Origin of the sequence: Dyella silvae, assembly GCF_026421305.1 — a bacterium.
In the GTDB taxonomy this organism is placed as follows: domain Bacteria; phylum Pseudomonadota; class Gammaproteobacteria; order Xanthomonadales; family Rhodanobacteraceae; genus Dyella; species Dyella silvae.
The window spans coordinates 509446-525493 of record NZ_JAPJBQ010000001.1 but is presented as its reverse complement, the minus strand read 5'-3'; the positions used below and the strand labels follow the sequence as shown (position 1 = coordinate 525493).

Sequence of the window (16048 nt, the reverse complement as noted above, 5' to 3'; positions counted from 1 at the left end):
GGGGAATGGGCGGCACGCGGTGCCGCCCGTTTCGTCTCAAAGACTGAGCTTCAGATCCGCAACGTACGTACGTTGCGGAAACGGGTGGTACAGGTAGTACTTCTGATTGGTGAAGTTATCCACGCCAACCGATGCCGCGAGATGGTCGTTGATCTGATAGTGGGCGCGCGCGTCAAACACCTTGAAGCTATCGAATGCCCCGAACACATGCGGTGTGTTATCGGTGTTGTCGAGCGTGGAGTACTGGCGCCCGCTGTAGCGGCCCGCCAGCGTGAACGACCACGCCGCATTGGGCCGGTAAGTCGCCACCGCCGTGGCGCGCCAACGCGGCACATAGGGTGCGTGCTTGCCCACGGACGTAGTACCCGTCGGGCTGACAAATCCATCGTTCGAGAGAATGGTGGAGTCTACGAACGTGACGCTGCCGGATAACTCCAGCCCCTGCACCAGCACGTTATCCTTCTGCGCCACCAGCTCCATGCCGCGATTGCGGATCTTTCCCGCGTTCATCACAAACGTCACTGGCACGGCCACGTTGGGCAGCGTCGAGGTTTGCGAAATCAGGGCCTGGCTGGTGTTCTCCTGAAACAACGACAGGCGCAACATGCCCTGCTGGATGGCATGCTCGATGGCCAGCTCACCGCTGCGTGCCGTCTCCGGTTTCAGGTTGGGATTGGGTACGCTGTAGGTCGACCCGGTGGACACCAGCTGATAGAGCTCGCCCACGGTAGGAAAGCGTATGGCCTTGGCCAACGAACCCGTCACACGCCAGTCGGCTGCCAGGTTCCACTGCAGGGTCGCCTTGGGCGAAAAGCCGTCCGCCCTTTCCACGGGTTGCTGCGCGGAGGTCTTGCCGCTGAAGTTGTAGCCATCACTGGCCTTCCACCATTCGTAACGGCCACCCAGCGTCAACAGCCACGCCGGCGCAAGCCGCCATGCATCCTGCACCCAGAGCGCCTGGGTCTGCGTCTCGCCCTTGCCTGACGAGTACAGCGTGGTCACGCTGGAGGGGTCTTGCCAACTGGCAAGATTGCGGGTCGGATTGTTCAATTCGTAGCGATCGCCATGTGCGCCCAGCGACACTTCATGCGCACCACCGTAACCCTGCGGACGCCAGATGCCGGTGGCATCCAGCGTCGTCCATTGCGTGCCGTCGTAGCTGGCCAGCCGCCCGTTGGTGGTAAGCCCGGTGCCCTGAGTGACGCCTGCGGGTGACCACTGGTTGTCCTTGAGGAAGTCGTAGTGAGTGATGACGAATGACGCGTCGTAGTCGCCCTTGGTATCCGACTTGAGGGCCAGCGCCTGCATAAGATGATCGGCACTGACCTGATAGGTGTTGCTGGCAAACCCCGCGACCTTGCCATAGGTCGGGTTGCCCGCCGCATCGGTGAGATACGTGTCGGTACGCGACTGTCCGTGGTTATGCCAATAACCGAACAGATACGTAGCGTGCCATTGAGGCGTGATGTCATAGGTCAGCTTGCCGTTGAGATCCAGCATGCTGGTGTGCAGCAGGCCACCGGCGCCATACACGTTGGCTACCTGGCCCAGCTTGTTCAATGCCAGGATGGTGCCCTGGGTGCCCGCCGGCGTGGCGCTGCCCGTAATGATGGATAGCGGCTGACTGAAGCTGTTGGCGGCATTGGCGCCAAAGAACCAGCCCAGATTGCCGCTGCGGCCACCCGCTGCGAGGTTGGTCTGGCTGGTGCTGTAGTTGCCGTGCGTACCGTACAGATCAAACGACTGCACCGCCTCTGTCTGCTTGATGGTGACTTCGGTTTTTTCCGGCGTGCGCGTCACGGTGCGCATCACGCCACCCATGGCGTTGCCTGCATACGCGGCCGAGAAGGGGCCATAGAGCATGTCAATGTGATCGATGGCTTCTGGCGAGGTCACCCCCCATCGCGGCGCACCGATGGTGTTGTTGTTGGCGATCAGCGCCGAGATCGGGATGTCATCGATATAAACCAGCGTACGCGCACTGGAGTTGACGCCCCAGGTGCGCGTTGCCAGCACGGGCTGGGTATCGCCGTAGTTGCGCTTGCGAATGAAAACGCTGGGCAGATATTTGGCGGCGTCTTCCACATCTACCGCGTTGATGGTGGCCTCGACGCGCTCGGCCGGCACACTGGTCAACGTGGCAGGAAACCCTGGAGCCGGCAGCGCAGGAGTGGCAGCAGTGACCTTGACCGCTTCAAGTTCGGTCGCCCCTTCATCGGAAATGCCCGGGCCCGGCTGATCCGCACCTGGCCCCGACTGGGCAAGCGCAATGGAGGAGGCAAGCAGCGTCAGCGGCAAACCCAGTGCCGCGCGACGCAGGAAAGAAGAACGCATGACTATGAATCCATGAATAGTCCGCATCGCCGGGCGATGCGTGGGGAGCATCGGCAAGCCCGTGACGGCACAACGTGACGGCGCATCGCGCGCATCATCGCCCTGCCCTCAGATTTGCCTCGATATCGGGCGGCCTGCGCTCAGCGCGAAAAGCCCGCCCGTTCAACCGTCAGCCGTTGCGGCGTGACGGTGGCCCCCGTGGATTCGCACTCAGCAGTGGCTGCGCATGCCATGGCCCACGTGCACGAACGAGCGGCACGGCATCGGGTAGCAATGTGGCCAGCACAAGTGCCACTGCACCGCCGGCCGCCAGCGGGGTGTGACCCAACAAGGCGCAGTAGCCGCACTTGTCGATATGCAGGGCGGGATCGGCAGGTGTCGAGGGGCGCTCGTCATCGAATCCATGCCCCGTACACCAGGCCCCAAGGTCCGGCGCCATCCATGCCGGGAGCACCCTGGATACCGTAGGTGCGGCCACAAGCAGCCACATGGCGGCAATGGCCAGCCATGCAACAAAACGCTGTGATGTCCCTCGCCGGATCAACGCTGCCCCAACCCTTGAGTAGGCTCCAGAGATGATCGCATGACGAGCGCGGCGCGGATACCCAGCCGGCACTGCGACATGGCGTCACGCCGACTCAGCGCTCCTTATCCAGCCGCAAATCGTTGAACTTCCGCCGCTCGATCAGCGCGATCACCTTGCCATGGTCGTCGCGGCGAAAGATCAGCAGATTGTGTTCGTCATCGCCGCTCATGAACACGTCTTTGGCGATGGGCTCCAGCACGCTGGAGGGACTGCCAGGGTGTGTGACGTAATGCAATGCGCCATGATCGCTGGTGATGGTCCATGCGCGGCCTGGGCCGTAGCGAAATGTGCCGGCGTAATCGCTCAGCACGAGATTCGGCACATCGAGTTTCGGTGGCGGCGTGGGTATGGTCACGTCTTCGTAGCCAGCCACTTTCCACTCGCCCGACTGCTTGACGAATGTGAGTAGCGACAAGTACCTGACCACAAGGTTTTGACCGAACACGGTCTCCCGCTCGTACTCCTCCACCTGGAGCAATGCGGTGTCGCCGTACTGCCAGGCATGAGCATGGCGTAGTTCGATGCTTCCCGAGAAACCTGATGGAAAGGGATGCAGTGACGACACTGACTCGGCTTTGCCGGCGACTCTGCCGAATTCATCGATAACCACGGCGTCTTCCGTCAGTGCGTTTTCCCACGCAGCTTTGTTGCCTGTTGGCAAGGCATCGACCAATGCCTGCGTTGTCTTCAGTAGTTGGTCACGCAGTGCGTCCGAAGCCTCGGCAGCGTGGGTCGGCAGCACAGGGGCGAACAGCAAGGCCCCGATCAGGCAGCAGGCAAGCGGCGATAGGCGCATGACAATACCCTCGAGGAAAGGCTCGAGCATGCATCCGTTCCGGCCAGCTCACCCGTGCATGAAGTCATCCCTGCAAGGGCACCGATGGCGTCTTAATGGAAATCCCGCGAGCGGACATCAAGCGAGCCAAGCAGCTCACTCAGATCGTGCAATCGATGCGCAATCAGGTGGCTTACACCATCCACCTGCTCCCAACGTCCATCCACGCCCAGCAGACTGGATTCCAGAAAGATGCGGCGCTGGCGTTCGGCAACATGGCTCCACACCACGACATTGATGGGCCCGAACTCATCTTCCAGGGTAATGAAGGTCACGCCACTGGCGGTTTGCGGACGCTGCCGCTGCGTCACCAACCCGGCAGCGCGTACCAGACTGGCATGTGGCCGGCTGTGCAGGCTGCGCGAATCCATGCACCGCGCCGCCCTTAATCGCGCACGGATCTGCTGCAGCGGATGCGGCCCCAGACTGAGCCCGGTGCGCGCGTAATCGGCCAACGTGCTTTCGCCTTGCGAAGGCGGTGGCAGGGCCACGTCGTCTTCCTTTGGACTGGTGTTTCCAAACAGCGGCAGTTGCGCCTCGATGCCCGCCATGGCCCAACGCGCGCGATGGCGATGACCGGCCAGGCCTCGCAAGGCATCGGCTTCGGCCAACGCTTCCTGCTGATGGCGATTGAGCCCTGCACGTGCGCACAAATCGGCGACGTCTTCGAAAGAACGGCGAGATCGCGCGGCCATCAGTTGCTCCATCACCTCCTGACGGCAACCGCGCACCTGCCGGAACCCCAGCCGCAACGCGAAGCCGCCACGTGATGACGGGTCGGGCTCGAGCGTGTTGTCCCAGTCGCTGTGACGCACATCCACCGGCCGAACCTTTATGCCGTAACGCTGCGTGTCCTGCACGATCTGGCTGGGTCCGTAGAACCCCATCGGTTGCGCGTTGAGCAGCGCACATATGAAGGCGGCGCGGTAATGGCACTTGAGCCAACAGCTGGCATAGACCAGCAAGGCGAAACTTGCCGCATGACTCTCGGGAAACCCGTAAGAGCCGAAGCCCTTGATCTGCTCGAACAGACGCGCCGCGAACTCGGGCGTGAAGCCGTTCTTCAGCATGCCAGCCATCAATCGCTGGCGATGAATTTCCATATCACCGTTGCGCCGCCACGCCGCCATGGATCGGCGCAGCTGATCTGCCTCACCCGGCGTGTACTCGGCGGCCTCAATGGCCAACTTCATCACCTGCTCCTGGAACAGCGGCACGCCCAGGGTTCGCTCAAAAACACCGCGAAGCTTCTCCGAGGGATAAGTAACCTCCTCCTCGCCACGCTTGCGGCGCAAATAAGGGTGCACCATGTCGCCCTGGATGGGCCCGGGCCGCACGATGGCCACCTGAATCACCAGGTCATAGAAATTCTCCGGCCGATGCCGCGGCAGCATCGCCATTTGCGCGCGCGATTCGATCTGAAACACGCCAATGGTGTCGGCGGCCTGGATCAGCTCATACGTTTTCGGGTCTTCCTTCGGCATCGAGGCCAGCGTTTCCACCCGACCGTGATGCACCTCAAGCAACGTGAGGCATTTGCGGATACAGGTAAGCATGCCCAGCGCAAGGCAATCGACCTTGAGCAGCCGCATGGTGTCCAGGTCATCCTTGTCCCACTGGATGATGGTGCGATCGGGCATCGAGGCGTTTTCCACCGGCACCAGATGCGACAGTGGCTGGTCGGAAATGACAAAACCGCCGACGTGCTGCGACAGGTGGCGCGGAAAACCGATCAGTTCCGACGTCAAGGCGATGACGCGATGCAGTAACGGGCTATCCGGATCGAAGCCGCGCTCGCGCAGGCGGCCATCCAGCGGATCGTCGCCATCCTGCCAGGAGAATGTGCGTGACAAGAGATCGATCTGGTCCGGCGGCATGCCAAGCACACGCGCCACGTCGCGCACAGCGCTACGGCCGCGATAACTGATCACCGTGGCAGCCAGGGCAGCACGCTCACGGCTGTACTTCTCGTAGATGTGCTGGATAACCTCTTCGCGCCGCTCATGCTCGAAGTCGATATCGATATCCGGCGGCTCGTCGCGTTCGGCGGAGATGAAGCGCTCGACCAGCAAGGTGGTCGTATCCGGGTCTACCGCCGTGACGCCCAGCGCATAACAGACCGCTGAATTCGCCGCCGAACCGCGCCCCTGGCAGAGAATGCCCACGCCGCGCGCAAACGCCACGATCTCGTGCACGGTGAGGAAGTACGACTCGTATTTGAGCTGCTCGATCAGCGCCAGCTCGTGCTCGACCTGCTTTCTTACCTTGGGCGGCTCACCCTGCGGCCAGCGCCAACGCAACCCCTCCTCCGTCAACTGCCGCAACCATGTGGTCGGCGTATAGCCCTCCGGCACCAGTTCGGCGGGATAGCGGTACTGCAGGTCGGTCATGACGAAGTGGCAGCGTTCGGCAATGCGCACGCTTTCAGCCATGAGTTCCGCGGGATAAATGGCCGACAAAGCCTCACGCTTGCGAAGATGCCGCTCGCCATTGGGAAACAGAAGATCGCCAGCGTCGACCACGGTGCGGTGATGACGGATGGCCGTCATCACATCCTGCAGCGCCCGGCGGCGGCGTACATGCATATGCACATCACCCGCCGCCACCATGGGCAGATCCAGCGATTCGGCTAACGCCTGCAGGCCCGTGAGCCGGCGCGCATCGTCGGAACCATGATGCAATTCGACCGCAAGCCACAGCCGCCCATCGAACAACGTCTTCAGCCACGCACCATGCGCCTGTTGCGGCTCAGCCTGCGGCAGCCACAAGGCCAGCGTGCCGGGCAAACCATCGGAAAAATCTTCGCGCACCACCCGGTACGCGCCTTTTTCGGCGACGCGCCGGCCACGCGTGATGAGTGCGCACAAGGCCGTATAGCCTTCGAGGTTCTCGCACAGCAGCACCAGCTTCGGGCCGTCTTCGATCTGGAACTCGGCGCCGACGATCAGGGGAAGCCCGGTGTCACGTGATGCCTCGTAGGCGCGCACGATGCCGGCCAGCGAACATTCGTCGGTGATCGCCAGCGCACGGTAGCCACAGGCCTTCGCCCGATCGAACAGCTCACGCGCACTCGATGCGCCACGCTGGAACGAGAAATTCGACAGGCAATGCAGTTCGGCGTAGTCGTTCATGCAAACCACCCGTGCAACATCCATGCACCCTGCTCGCCCGGCGCGCAGAACACCCACGCGCACTGCCCCTGTGACGTGCGCACCACGTAGTAGTCGCGGCGTATGTCGCCACCATCCCACCAGCCGGTTTCGATGCGCTCGGGGCCGGCAAGCACTTCAGGCGGAGGGCCGCGCAAGGGATGTGGTGACGCCAGCAGCCAGGTCGGGCGCGGCAAGGTTTCGGGCAAGGTGGCCGCCTTCACATGGGCTACATCGGATTGCGCCTTCTCGGGCCGGGGATCAACCGTGCGATGCAGATGCTGGATGGCTTGCTCGCCCAGCCGCGCGCGCAAACGTTCGCGCAATTGCTCCAGTGGAATGGCATGCACCGGGCGCGTATCGAACAGATCGCGGCCAGCCGGTACGAACGGCGGCAGCTCGCGTGCCACCAGTCTCATCGCCAACACCGGCTGCGATAGTTCCAGGCGTTCAAGGCGTCCACGGGCGCAATCGAACAGCAAGGTGGCGTCGCGCGCAGCGGCAAGCATGCCGACCGTTACGCGAGTGGGTGGACCGCTGCGATGTTCCAGTTCCAACTCAAAGCGCTGCACACCGCCATCGCGACCGGCAAGGTACGCCGCCAGATCGCCGGTAAGACGGCGCAATGGAAATACCAGCGCCTCGACGTGCTCGATCTCATGGGTCCACTCCATGCGCTGCTCGAACGCATCGGGCGGACGGTAGCTGTCTATCGGTGTGGGCTCATCGCCCGTCAGGCGATCAAGTTGCGCCACCAGCTCCGTGCCGAAACGACGCTGCAAACCGGCACGCGGCAGGCCAAACACTTGCCCCAGCGTACGTATACCCATCGACGGCAGCCCCTGCGTGGCCTCGATCGGCAAGCGTGCGCGCGCAATGGGCACCGGTGATAGTGCATCGCGAAGGATGTCCGGCGAGGTTACCGCGATGCCATCGTGCACGCCGGCCAACACATAGGCGGCGTGCGGCGTCGGCGCAAGCGCAATGCGATGACGGAAGCCAAGCTCCTGCAGATCGTCCCGCAGCATCGATTCGAAGCGCGGCCACGGCCCGAACAGGTTGAGGCTACGACTGACCTCCAGCACCACCGCGTGCGCGTACAGCCCCACCTCGGCGCTGTAGCGATACGCCCAGGCGGCAAGCAGCCGATGCCAGCGTGCTTCGTCTTCCGCATCGTGTTCGATCATCACGAATTGCTGCAGCAAGGCTTGCGCCGCAGTGAGCCGCTGCCCGCGATAAATGCCGGCCGCACGCGCCGTCGCATTGGCAGCGTGCACGATACGCGCCTGCGCGGGGCCACTCACCAGCACCAGCGGTTCGTCCGAGGGCGGTCGTCGCCGGAGGACACCGTCCAGCGCCAGTTGCGGCAGCAAAATGCAGGCCCACAGCATGGGCTAGAGCCTGTTCCATGTCTCCACGTGGCCCGCGCCGGGAGCTGTTTGCACGCAGACCAAGGAAGAACGAAGGAGTGTACGTCGGTACACGACTGAGTGATGACGCAGGGCTGCGGGCAAACAGACCCGGCCCGAAGGGTTGCCCGCTTGCGCCCACCAGAGCGCGGTCCGCGGCTTGACCTGACGGCCAGTCAGGCACTGCGCCACGCCCCACACTCTGGCGGGCGCAAGCGGGCAACGCGGGCTACGTGGAGACATGGAACAGGCTCTCTCGTCACGACCAGCCGGAGGCGAGTGGCACCGCGCTTACCGGCGGGTTGCCACCACGGCATTTGCGCACGCGCACCTGCCATGCAGGCGTGCCTTCCAACTCCAGCCGCAAGGCGGCCGGCGAAGCCTGCACGGCATGGCGCCGATCACGAAATACGAAAGCCAGCGCCTTGCCGGTATCGGCCGCCACCTGCAGGCGGCGCAGGGAGCGGTCGTCCGCCTTCACAGGCCACGCCAACACTGCAGCGCAGCTGGCCGAGCGCAGGCACTGCTCGGCGGCCCACAGCACGTCGCGTTCGTCTGCATGCACGATATCTACGCACGACATCACTACGCCACGCGCTTCCCAACCCGCCACATAAGGCACGTACGGCGGCGCGATGACCATCACCGTACGCGCCTCGCGCGTCAGTCGTGCCAATGTAGGCAGCACCAGTTGCAGCTCGCCAACGCCATCGGCGGGTAGCAGAATTTCAGTCATCGCATGCTCGGGCCAACCGCCGGTTGGCAGAACCGCGTCCAGCGTTGGCCAGCCCGTAGGCTGACTGCTCGGCGGCTGTGGAGCAGCACGCCCTTGCCAGACCTGGCGGCTGTGAAAGAGTGAATCGAGCGCGACGACCTGGCCCATGACGCATGCCCCGTCAGCGCAAGGTGCGCAGGCAACGCGTAACGACGCCCCAGACACTGAGCGTCTCGCCTTCGCGGAACACGATGGGCTTGAAGTGCGCATTTTCCGGCAACAGCGCGATGTGACCATCCACCTTGCCCAGGCGCTTGATGGTCAGCTCGTTGTTGACCACAGCCACCACAATGTCGCCCTGCCGCGGCGCCAACGCGCGATCCACCAGCACCTCATCGCCATCGAAGATGCCGGCACCGATCATCGACCAGCCCGACACGCGAATGATGAAGGTGCTCGGCTCGTGCCCGGGCAACACCAGGTGTTCGTTGAGGTCGACCACCTCGTCGACGTCATCTTCCGCCATCGAAGGCACGCCGGCGGGCACGCGACTGAGAAACGCAGTAAGCGCCACTGTCGAGGGCGTCAGCGACATGGGGCGTGGCGCTTCCAGTGTGGTATTGCTGCGGTACGCCTCCAGGTAGGCCAGCACGGTCGGCACCTGGCTTTCGGGCACACGGAGGCGCTGACTGGGCTCACCAGCTGGCCGGCCGGCACCCGGGCGACGTCCACCGTGATCTGAAGGAGGCATGGGTCATCTTGATTGGCGGGACGACAATCAAGATAGCACGATTGCATTCTCACGGATCGAGATTCAGCGCCTTTCGGCAATTAGCGTAAGTTAATGATTAAAAAGATAATCATAGGGCGAGGCCAGGTGCTCGTCGCTCTTGCAGCCACCTACTTCGCCGCTTCCTGTAGGAGCGCCCTTGGGCGCGGCCGCGGCAACAGGGGCACCTCGGCTGTCCATGACCGTTGATGCTGCGCCTTGGCCGCCAGTGGGTGTGGCGCCTCCATAGCTGCAAGCCTGGTTGCCTGTGTGGCATGGGGATATCTGCTGATGTCCGGTGACATCAACTCGGTTTGGGCGCTCTTCGGCGTATCAAACCAGATGATGGCATCCATCGGCCTGGCTATCGGCGCCACCATCATTTTGCGACTGTCAGCCAAGCGCATTTACGCACTCACCTGCCTCATTCCACTGCTCTATCTCTACGTAACCGTCAACTATGCGGGTTACTGGATGATCACTCGCGTGTATTTCAACAGCGCCGCCAAGGGCTACAACCCATTCAATGGCGTGCTCTCCATCGTGATGCTGGTGCTAAGCGTCGTGATCATGGTCACTGCCATCATGCGTTGGAAGGTGCTTATGCAACGCCCCCTTTCCCTGGCGATACCCGCCCATCAGCCGCTGAGTTCGCACTGAGCGAAAAGCACACCTATTTCGAAATCAATTTCACTACCCATTTGTGGAGTTTCAGACATGAGCGCAATGCTTCGCCCCCATACCGAAGGACCCTGGACAGGATTCGTTGCAGGCCCCTGGCAGGATGCCATTGATGTTCGCAACTTCATTCAGACCAACTACACACCTTACGCCGGTGACGCCACCTTTCTATCGGAAGCGACGCCTCGTACTTCGGAACTATGGAAAAAGCTTGCCGAACTGCTCAAGGCCGAACGTGCCAGGGGCGTCCTCGATGTATCGGCCGACCGCGCGTCAAGCATTCTTGCGCACGAGCCTGGCTATATAGACAAGCACGCAGAGCTGATCGTCGGCTTGCAAACCGACGCGCCACTCAAGCGCGCCATCATGCCCAATGGTGGACTTCGCATGGTGGAAGCCGGGCTGGCGGCCTATGGCTTTCAGCTTGATCCGCTCGTGAAGGAAATCTGGAGCAAATATCGCAAGAGCCACAATCAAGGCATATTTGACGTTTATCCGCCCGACGTCCTTGCGGCCCGAAAGTCCGGCATTGTCACCGGCCTTCCCGACGCCTATGGCCGCGGACGTATCATCGGCGACTATCGTCGCGTTGCCCTGTATGGCATCGATCACCTGAAGCGAGAACGCGAACAGGCATTCCACGAGCTGGACGACAGCATATTTGATGACAATGTGCTGCGTCTGCGCGAGGAGCTATCGGAGCAGCACCGAGCCCTCGGCGAACTCAAGGACATGGCCGCCTGTTACGGCTTCGATATTTCCAGGCCGGCCAGCACCGCTCGCGAAGCAGTGCAATGGACCTACTTCGCTTATCTTGCTGCCGTCAAGGAACAGAATGGGGCCGCCATGTCCATCGGCCGTATTTCGACTTTCCTCGACATCTACATGCAGCGTGACATCGAGCGCGGCCTGATGACCGAGATGGATGCACAGGAACTGTTCGATGATCTCGTCATCAAGCTCCGCATCGTGCGCTTTCTCCGCACCCCGGAGTATGACCAGTTGTTCTCGGGGGACCCCACCTGGGTGACCGAGACCATTGGCGGCATGGGGGAAGATGGGAGGACCCTGGTTACCCGCTCCAGCTTCCGCATCCTGCAAACCCTGTTCAATCTGGGCCCTGCCCCCGAGCCCAATTTGACCGTGCTGTGGTCTAAAGACCTGCCGCAAGGTTTCAAGGACTACTGCGCTGAAGTGTCCATCCAGACATCGGCGATCCAGTACGAGAATGACGACATCATGCGCTCACACTGGGGGGACGATTACGGCATCGCCTGCTGCGTTTCCGCCATGCGCATCGGTAAGCAGATGCAGTTTTTTGGGGCCCGCGCCAACCTTGCGAAAGCCCTGCTTTACGCGATCAACGGCGGCGCCGACGAAAAGACCGGCGAAGTGGTGGCCAAGGGTTTTGCGCCGATCACCAGCGACGTGCTTGATTACGACGAAGTCATGATCCGGCTCGACAAAATGATGGATTGGTTGGCCACGACCTATGTGAATGCGCTCAACGCCATTCACTACATGCATGACAAGTACGCCTATGAGCGGATCGAGATGGCACTGCACGATCGCGACATCCTTCGCACCATGGCTTGCGGCATTGCTGGTCTCTCGGTGGTGACCGACAGCCTGTCGGCGATCCGCCATGCCAAGGTACGCGTGGTTCGCAACGAAGTTGGCCTTGCCATCGACTACCAGATCGAAGGCGAATACCCAGCCTATGGCAACAACGATCAACGGGCAGACGATATCGCCGTGTGGCTCACCGACACGTTCATGAAGAAGGTGGCCGCACAGCCACATTTCTATCGCGACGCCAAACCTACGCAATCCGTGCTGACCATCACGTCCAACGTGGTGTATGGAAAAAAGACAGGCAACACGCCGGATGGCCGCCGTGCGGGCGAACCCTTCGCGCCGGGCGCCAATCCGATGAATGGCCGCGACAAGAAGGGTTTTGTTGCCGCGGGTGCATCAGTCGCCAAATTACCGTACGACTGCGCTTTAGATGGTATTTCCTGGACGGCATCGGTCACGCCGGACGCATTGGGTCGCACCGCCACCGAGCGCAGGCGCAATCTGGCCAATTGCCTGGATGGGTACGCCATTGCCACAGGTCATCACGTCAATGTCAACGTCTTCAACCGCGACACACTTCTGGATGCGATGAACCACCCTGAGCAGTACCCGCAGCTCACTGTTCGCGTCTCCGGCTATGCCGTCAACTTCATCAAGTTGACGCGCGAACAGCAGCTGGATGTCATTTCACGCACCTTCCACTCCTGCATCTGACGCGCTTTCGCACCTCGCCGGCCATGAGGGCCGTCGAGGTGCGACTTGCCCCTTCGCCATGACCCATCAAGGAAGATCGACTCCAGCCTACCCTGCTCAGCTCTCGCACGGAGGAGGTGTAACGCCACCTCCTCTGCTGTGGGGTCGACTGCATTCTGTGGAAAGTGGCGCCGCTGCCGATGGCCCCGGTGTCCGCTTCGTCTATTTCATGTCAGGGTGCCAATTCAGGTGCCTCTATTGCCACAACCCCGATACGTGGAGGCTCTCCTCGGGGCAACAGGTGACGCTTGAGCAGGCTGTAGACGAAGTCCGGCCATATGTCCCGTTTCTCAGGGTTGCCGGCGGCGTCACCGTGTCGGGCGGAGAGCCCTTGCTGCAAGCAGCATTTGTTGGCGCCCTGCTACACCGGCTGCATGGCGAGTTCAATTTGCACACGGCGCTCGATACGCAAGGTTCGCTTGGTCGAAAGGTCAGCGACTCCTGGTTCGACGCGGTTGACCTGGTGCTGTTGGACATCAAGCATGCCGATGCAGCCAAGCATCACGCCATTACCCGCCGACCACTGGCGCCCACACTCGAATTTGCCAAGCGCATGGTGCGCCTGGGCAAACCCCTGTGGATCCGTTACGTGCTTGTTCCCGGGTTGACAGACGACCCGGGCGACGTAGCCCGCCTAGGCGACCTGATCGCCGGCCTGGGCCCTTTGGTCGAGCGAGTCGAGTTGCTGCCCTTCCATCAGCTTGGCATGCACAAGTGGGCCGAGCTCGGTCGGCCGTACTCCCTTGTCAACTGCCCAACGCCCACGCCTGCACAGCTTCGGGTTGATATCACCTACTCCGCTGAGCTTAACCTGCGAGTAGTGAGCGGCAAAGTAAGCCAGCCAGTTGCCACCCTGGGCGCGCAGGCGCGCTTCAACCTGTGGCCGGAAATTGGCGGAGCCCGCATTGAGGTAATTGACGTTCGATGTGCCGGCCGAATTCTGCGGGCCATTCCAGTTGCCCTCGAAAACACCCATGTCCAGTCGCCACTTGATACCGTCCGAACCGTGATTCAGATCCTGCATCCACACCACGCCCGGATAACGCCAGCCCACGATGCCGGTGCCGTAGCCCAACGGAAAGCCGATGTGGGTCAACGACGTAGGAACGTTGTCCAATGGGAACATCAGGTCCCACTGCTGACCGATGCGAATCGTGCTACCGATATTGGGATTGGTGATATCCATGTAAGCCTGGCGCAGGCGCGGAACGGGTTGCTGCTGCGCAAAGGCGCCAGTGCCATTGTTGCCGCCAAAGAAGTCCATCTCGATGCGGCCGCCACCACCCCAGTTGTCGTTCAGCCTGGCGCCGGTGACATCAAGCCAGAAGCGCGTATTCCGAACGTCAAAGCCACTGAGCGAGCCATCGTAACCATTGGCCTTATTGGAAACAGTGGGCGGCGCGGGAATTAACGCGCTCTGGCCGTTGCCATAATTGATGAAGGTCTTGTCTTGAGCGAAACCGGAGGCACTGATGAAGCCATGCAACGCCACACTGAGGCCGGGCGCGGTGGTGAACTGCGGCTTGGGCGCCGCCTCCACTTTGGTGGACGTCGCCTGCGCGGTGGATTGCGCCTGCGCAGCGGTTGCCTGCGCCTGTTGAGCAGCCTGGGTGGCCTGCGTAGTCGCAGCCTTCTGATCCTGGAGCATGGCCTTCAGCTCAGCCAGCTCCTGCTCCAGGTGGGTGACTCTATCGTTGAGCTGTCGTTCCCGCGGAGTACTTCCATGGTTATCGGCAGGTACGCCTTGTGCACTTGCTGGTGATGGCGGATACAGCGCGCAGGCTATACACAGCGCCAACAGAGAGTTCCGCATTGCCTTGCTTGCTTTGGTCATAGCCCGCTCTCCAAGCGTGTCGTCAATCAAACTCGGAGCAGGCTAGAAAAACCGCATCACCACAGCGTTGATCTGACAACGCGATGGATTCTAAAAATTTGAAGCTCCGGCACCCTTCAGGAGCAGGTGTCTATGGGTCATATCCTCGAGCAGCGAGGCGAGTACATACCCTCACGGCCAGACCGCAGGCCGAGAAGCCAATGGGTGAAGACGCCTTGGCCAAAACACGCGGATGGGTCGCAGAGCGCGTTACCGTCCGACTCTTTTCGTTCGGATGACTGCTTGATCAAGCGAATCAAGCACCCGTTCCATACACACGCCCCTTCCACTGGGAACGCACGCCACGCCAGTACCGAATCGCCGAGCTCCAGGTCATGCCGAGATACAGGCCCGCACTCAGTGGCAGCAGCAAGGCCCACCACCAGGGCATCCGGTAATACCTGAGCATGGGCAGGTAACCCAGCATCATGGCGGCCAACGCAAGCCAGGCCCACGGCCAGACATGAGGTGCGCCCAGCAACACCAGCGGCGCCCCGTAGGCCAGCAGGAACAGCGCTGTCACCACCAACAACAGTGCAGTCGAGTAACCAAGCTGGGTGAACGCCGAACGCGCCACCATGCGGTGGATCGAATCGAAACTTCCGTAGGGGCGCAGGCTCACCACATCCCGGCTCAGCCCGATCCATGTGCGGCCACCGGCCCGTTTCACCTGGCGAGCGAGCGTGCAATCGTCGATCAACGCATCGCGCAAGCTGGCGAATGCACCGATGCGTTCCAGCATGTTTGTGTCTACCAGAATGCAGCCACCCGCACCCGCCGCTACCAACGTGGAGCGCGAATTGGAAATGGCAAACGGATAGAGCAGCTTGAAGTAGTAGACGAAGGCCGGCAGCAGCAGGCGATCCCAGAAACTGGTGCGACGCAGATCCGCCATGATCGACACGAACTGCCGCTGCTCGCGCCGCTTGTGCAACAGCAAGGTCGCCAGCATGCCCGGGCGCAATTCGATATCCGCATCCAGCAGCAGTGTCAGCGGTGTACTCACGTACTGACGGCCCTGCTCCAACGCCCACAGCTTCCCCGCCCAGCCTTCGGGCAATGGCGCACCGGAGATCACGCGAACACCCGGAAAGGCGCTCGCGATAGCGGCCGTGTCATCGCTCGACTGATCATCGATCACGATGACCTGCAAGTCCTCACCTTGCGCGCGCAAGCCGCGCAGCGTCGCACGGATCATCTCGGCTTCGTTGCGTGCAGGTATCAACACGGTGATCTCGTCGAGACGCACGCTCGATGACACATCAGCCTCTAGATGCTCGCGCACGCTCCACGGGCGCCAGGGCACGAGCAACAGGCCCAGCCACATCACGACCGGCACCAGCGCAAACACCAGCGTGAGCATCGG

General features: G+C 61.8%; 12 protein-coding genes. 4 read left to right on the top strand and 8 right to left on the bottom strand.

Annotated features, from left to right (window positions below):
- Positions 1–36: 36 nt before the first annotated feature.
- From OQE56_RS02435 to OQE56_RS02405, 7 genes are all read right to left on the bottom strand, one after another.
- On the bottom strand, positions 37–2334 hold the full coding sequence (locus OQE56_RS02435) for a TonB-dependent receptor (protein WP_267221175.1): 2298 nt from the start codon (positions 2332–2334) through the stop codon (positions 37–39).
- Between the two features lie 169 nt (positions 2335–2503).
- On the bottom strand, positions 2504–2950 hold the full coding sequence (locus OQE56_RS02430) for a DUF2946 domain-containing protein (protein ID WP_267221173.1): 447 nt from the start codon (positions 2948–2950) through the stop codon (positions 2504–2506).
- A 22-nt stretch (positions 2951–2972) separates the two neighbouring features.
- Entirely contained in the window at positions 2973–3746 is a 774-nt protein-coding gene (locus OQE56_RS02425; RefSeq protein ID WP_267221171.1) for a nuclear transport factor 2 family protein, read from the bottom strand.
- Positions 3747–3808: 62 nt separating this feature from the next.
- Complete coding sequence (locus OQE56_RS02420) at positions 3809–6886, bottom strand: error-prone DNA polymerase (protein WP_267221169.1); 3078 nt, start codon at positions 6884–6886, stop codon at positions 3809–3811.
- A complete protein-coding gene (locus tag OQE56_RS02415) occupies positions 6883–8295 on the bottom strand; it encodes a Y-family DNA polymerase (RefSeq protein WP_267221167.1) in 1413 nt (470 codons plus the stop codon). The genes OQE56_RS02420 and OQE56_RS02415 overlap by 4 nt, the downstream gene beginning before the upstream one ends.
- A gap of 277 nt (positions 8296–8572) precedes the next feature.
- Positions 8573–9196, bottom strand: coding sequence for a translesion DNA synthesis-associated protein ImuA (imuA, locus tag OQE56_RS02410; RefSeq protein WP_267221165.1), 624 nt, complete (start codon positions 9194–9196; stop codon positions 8573–8575).
- 13 nt (positions 9197–9209) lie between these two features.
- Positions 9210–9779: a LexA family protein gene (locus OQE56_RS02405; protein ID WP_267221162.1), complete on the bottom strand. Its 570-nt coding sequence runs from the start codon at positions 9777–9779 to the stop codon at positions 9210–9212.
- A 237-nt stretch (positions 9780–10016) separates the two neighbouring features.
- Here OQE56_RS02405 and OQE56_RS02400 point away from each other — a divergent pair, with 237 nt between their 5' ends.
- From OQE56_RS02400 to OQE56_RS20115, 4 genes are all read left to right on the top strand, one after another.
- Positions 10017–10457 (top strand): carbon starvation CstA family protein, encoded by a 441-nt coding sequence (locus tag OQE56_RS02400; protein ID WP_323748550.1) that lies wholly within the window; start codon positions 10017–10019, stop codon positions 10455–10457.
- 57 nt (positions 10458–10514) lie between these two features.
- Positions 10515–12770 carry a formate C-acetyltransferase gene (pflB, locus tag OQE56_RS02395; RefSeq protein WP_323748549.1) on the top strand — a complete coding sequence of 752 codons (2256 nt, stop codon included), beginning with the start codon at positions 10515–10517 and terminating at the stop codon, positions 12768–12770.
- Complete coding sequence (pflA, locus tag OQE56_RS20120) at positions 12736–14220, top strand: pyruvate formate-lyase-activating protein (RefSeq protein WP_425601588.1); 1485 nt, start codon at positions 12736–12738, stop codon at positions 14218–14220. Before pflB ends, pflA begins: the two co-directional genes overlap by 35 nt.
- A gap of 69 nt (positions 14221–14289) precedes the next feature.
- Positions 14290–14571: a hypothetical protein gene (locus tag OQE56_RS20115; protein ID WP_425601587.1), complete on the top strand. Its 282-nt coding sequence runs from the start codon at positions 14290–14292 to the stop codon at positions 14569–14571.
- A 367-nt stretch (positions 14572–14938) separates the two neighbouring features.
- Here the strand turns inward: OQE56_RS20115 and OQE56_RS02380 are convergent, their stop codons facing one another.
- On the bottom strand, positions 14939–16045 hold the full coding sequence (locus tag OQE56_RS02380) for a glycosyltransferase (RefSeq protein ID WP_267221157.1): 1107 nt from the start codon (positions 16043–16045) through the stop codon (positions 14939–14941).
- Positions 16046–16048 lie beyond the last annotated feature (3 nt).

Coding starts and splice junctions, on each gene's coding strand:
- OQE56_RS02435 (WP_267221175.1), bottom strand. CDS start 2,334: ATGCGTTCTTCTTTCCTGCGTCGCGCGGCACTGGGTTTGCCGCTGACG.
- OQE56_RS02425 (WP_267221171.1), bottom strand. CDS start 3,746: ATGCTCGAGCCTTTCCTCGAGGGTATTGTCATGCGCCTATCGCCGCTT.
- OQE56_RS02420 (WP_267221169.1), bottom strand. CDS start 6,886: ATGAACGACTACGCCGAACTGCATTGCCTGTCGAATTTCTCGTTCCAG.
- OQE56_RS02415 (WP_267221167.1), bottom strand. CDS start 8,295: ATGCTGTGGGCCTGCATTTTGCTGCCGCAACTGGCGCTGGACGGTGTC.
- imuA (WP_267221165.1), bottom strand. CDS start 9,196: ATGGGCCAGGTCGTCGCGCTCGATTCACTCTTTCACAGCCGCCAGGTC.
- OQE56_RS02405 (WP_267221162.1), bottom strand. CDS start 9,779: ATGCCTCCTTCAGATCACGGTGGACGTCGCCCGGGTGCCGGCCGGCCA.
- pflB (WP_323748549.1), top strand. CDS start 10,515: ATGAGCGCAATGCTTCGCCCCCATACCGAAGGACCCTGGACAGGATTC.
- pflA (WP_425601588.1), top strand. CDS start 12,736: ATGTCATTTCACGCACCTTCCACTCCTGCATCTGACGCGCTTTCGCAC.
- OQE56_RS20115 (WP_425601587.1), top strand. CDS start 14,290: ATGCAACGCCACACTGAGGCCGGGCGCGGTGGTGAACTGCGGCTTGGG.
- OQE56_RS02380 (WP_267221157.1), bottom strand. CDS start 16,045: ATGCTCACGCTGGTGTTTGCGCTGGTGCCGGTCGTGATGTGGCTGGGC.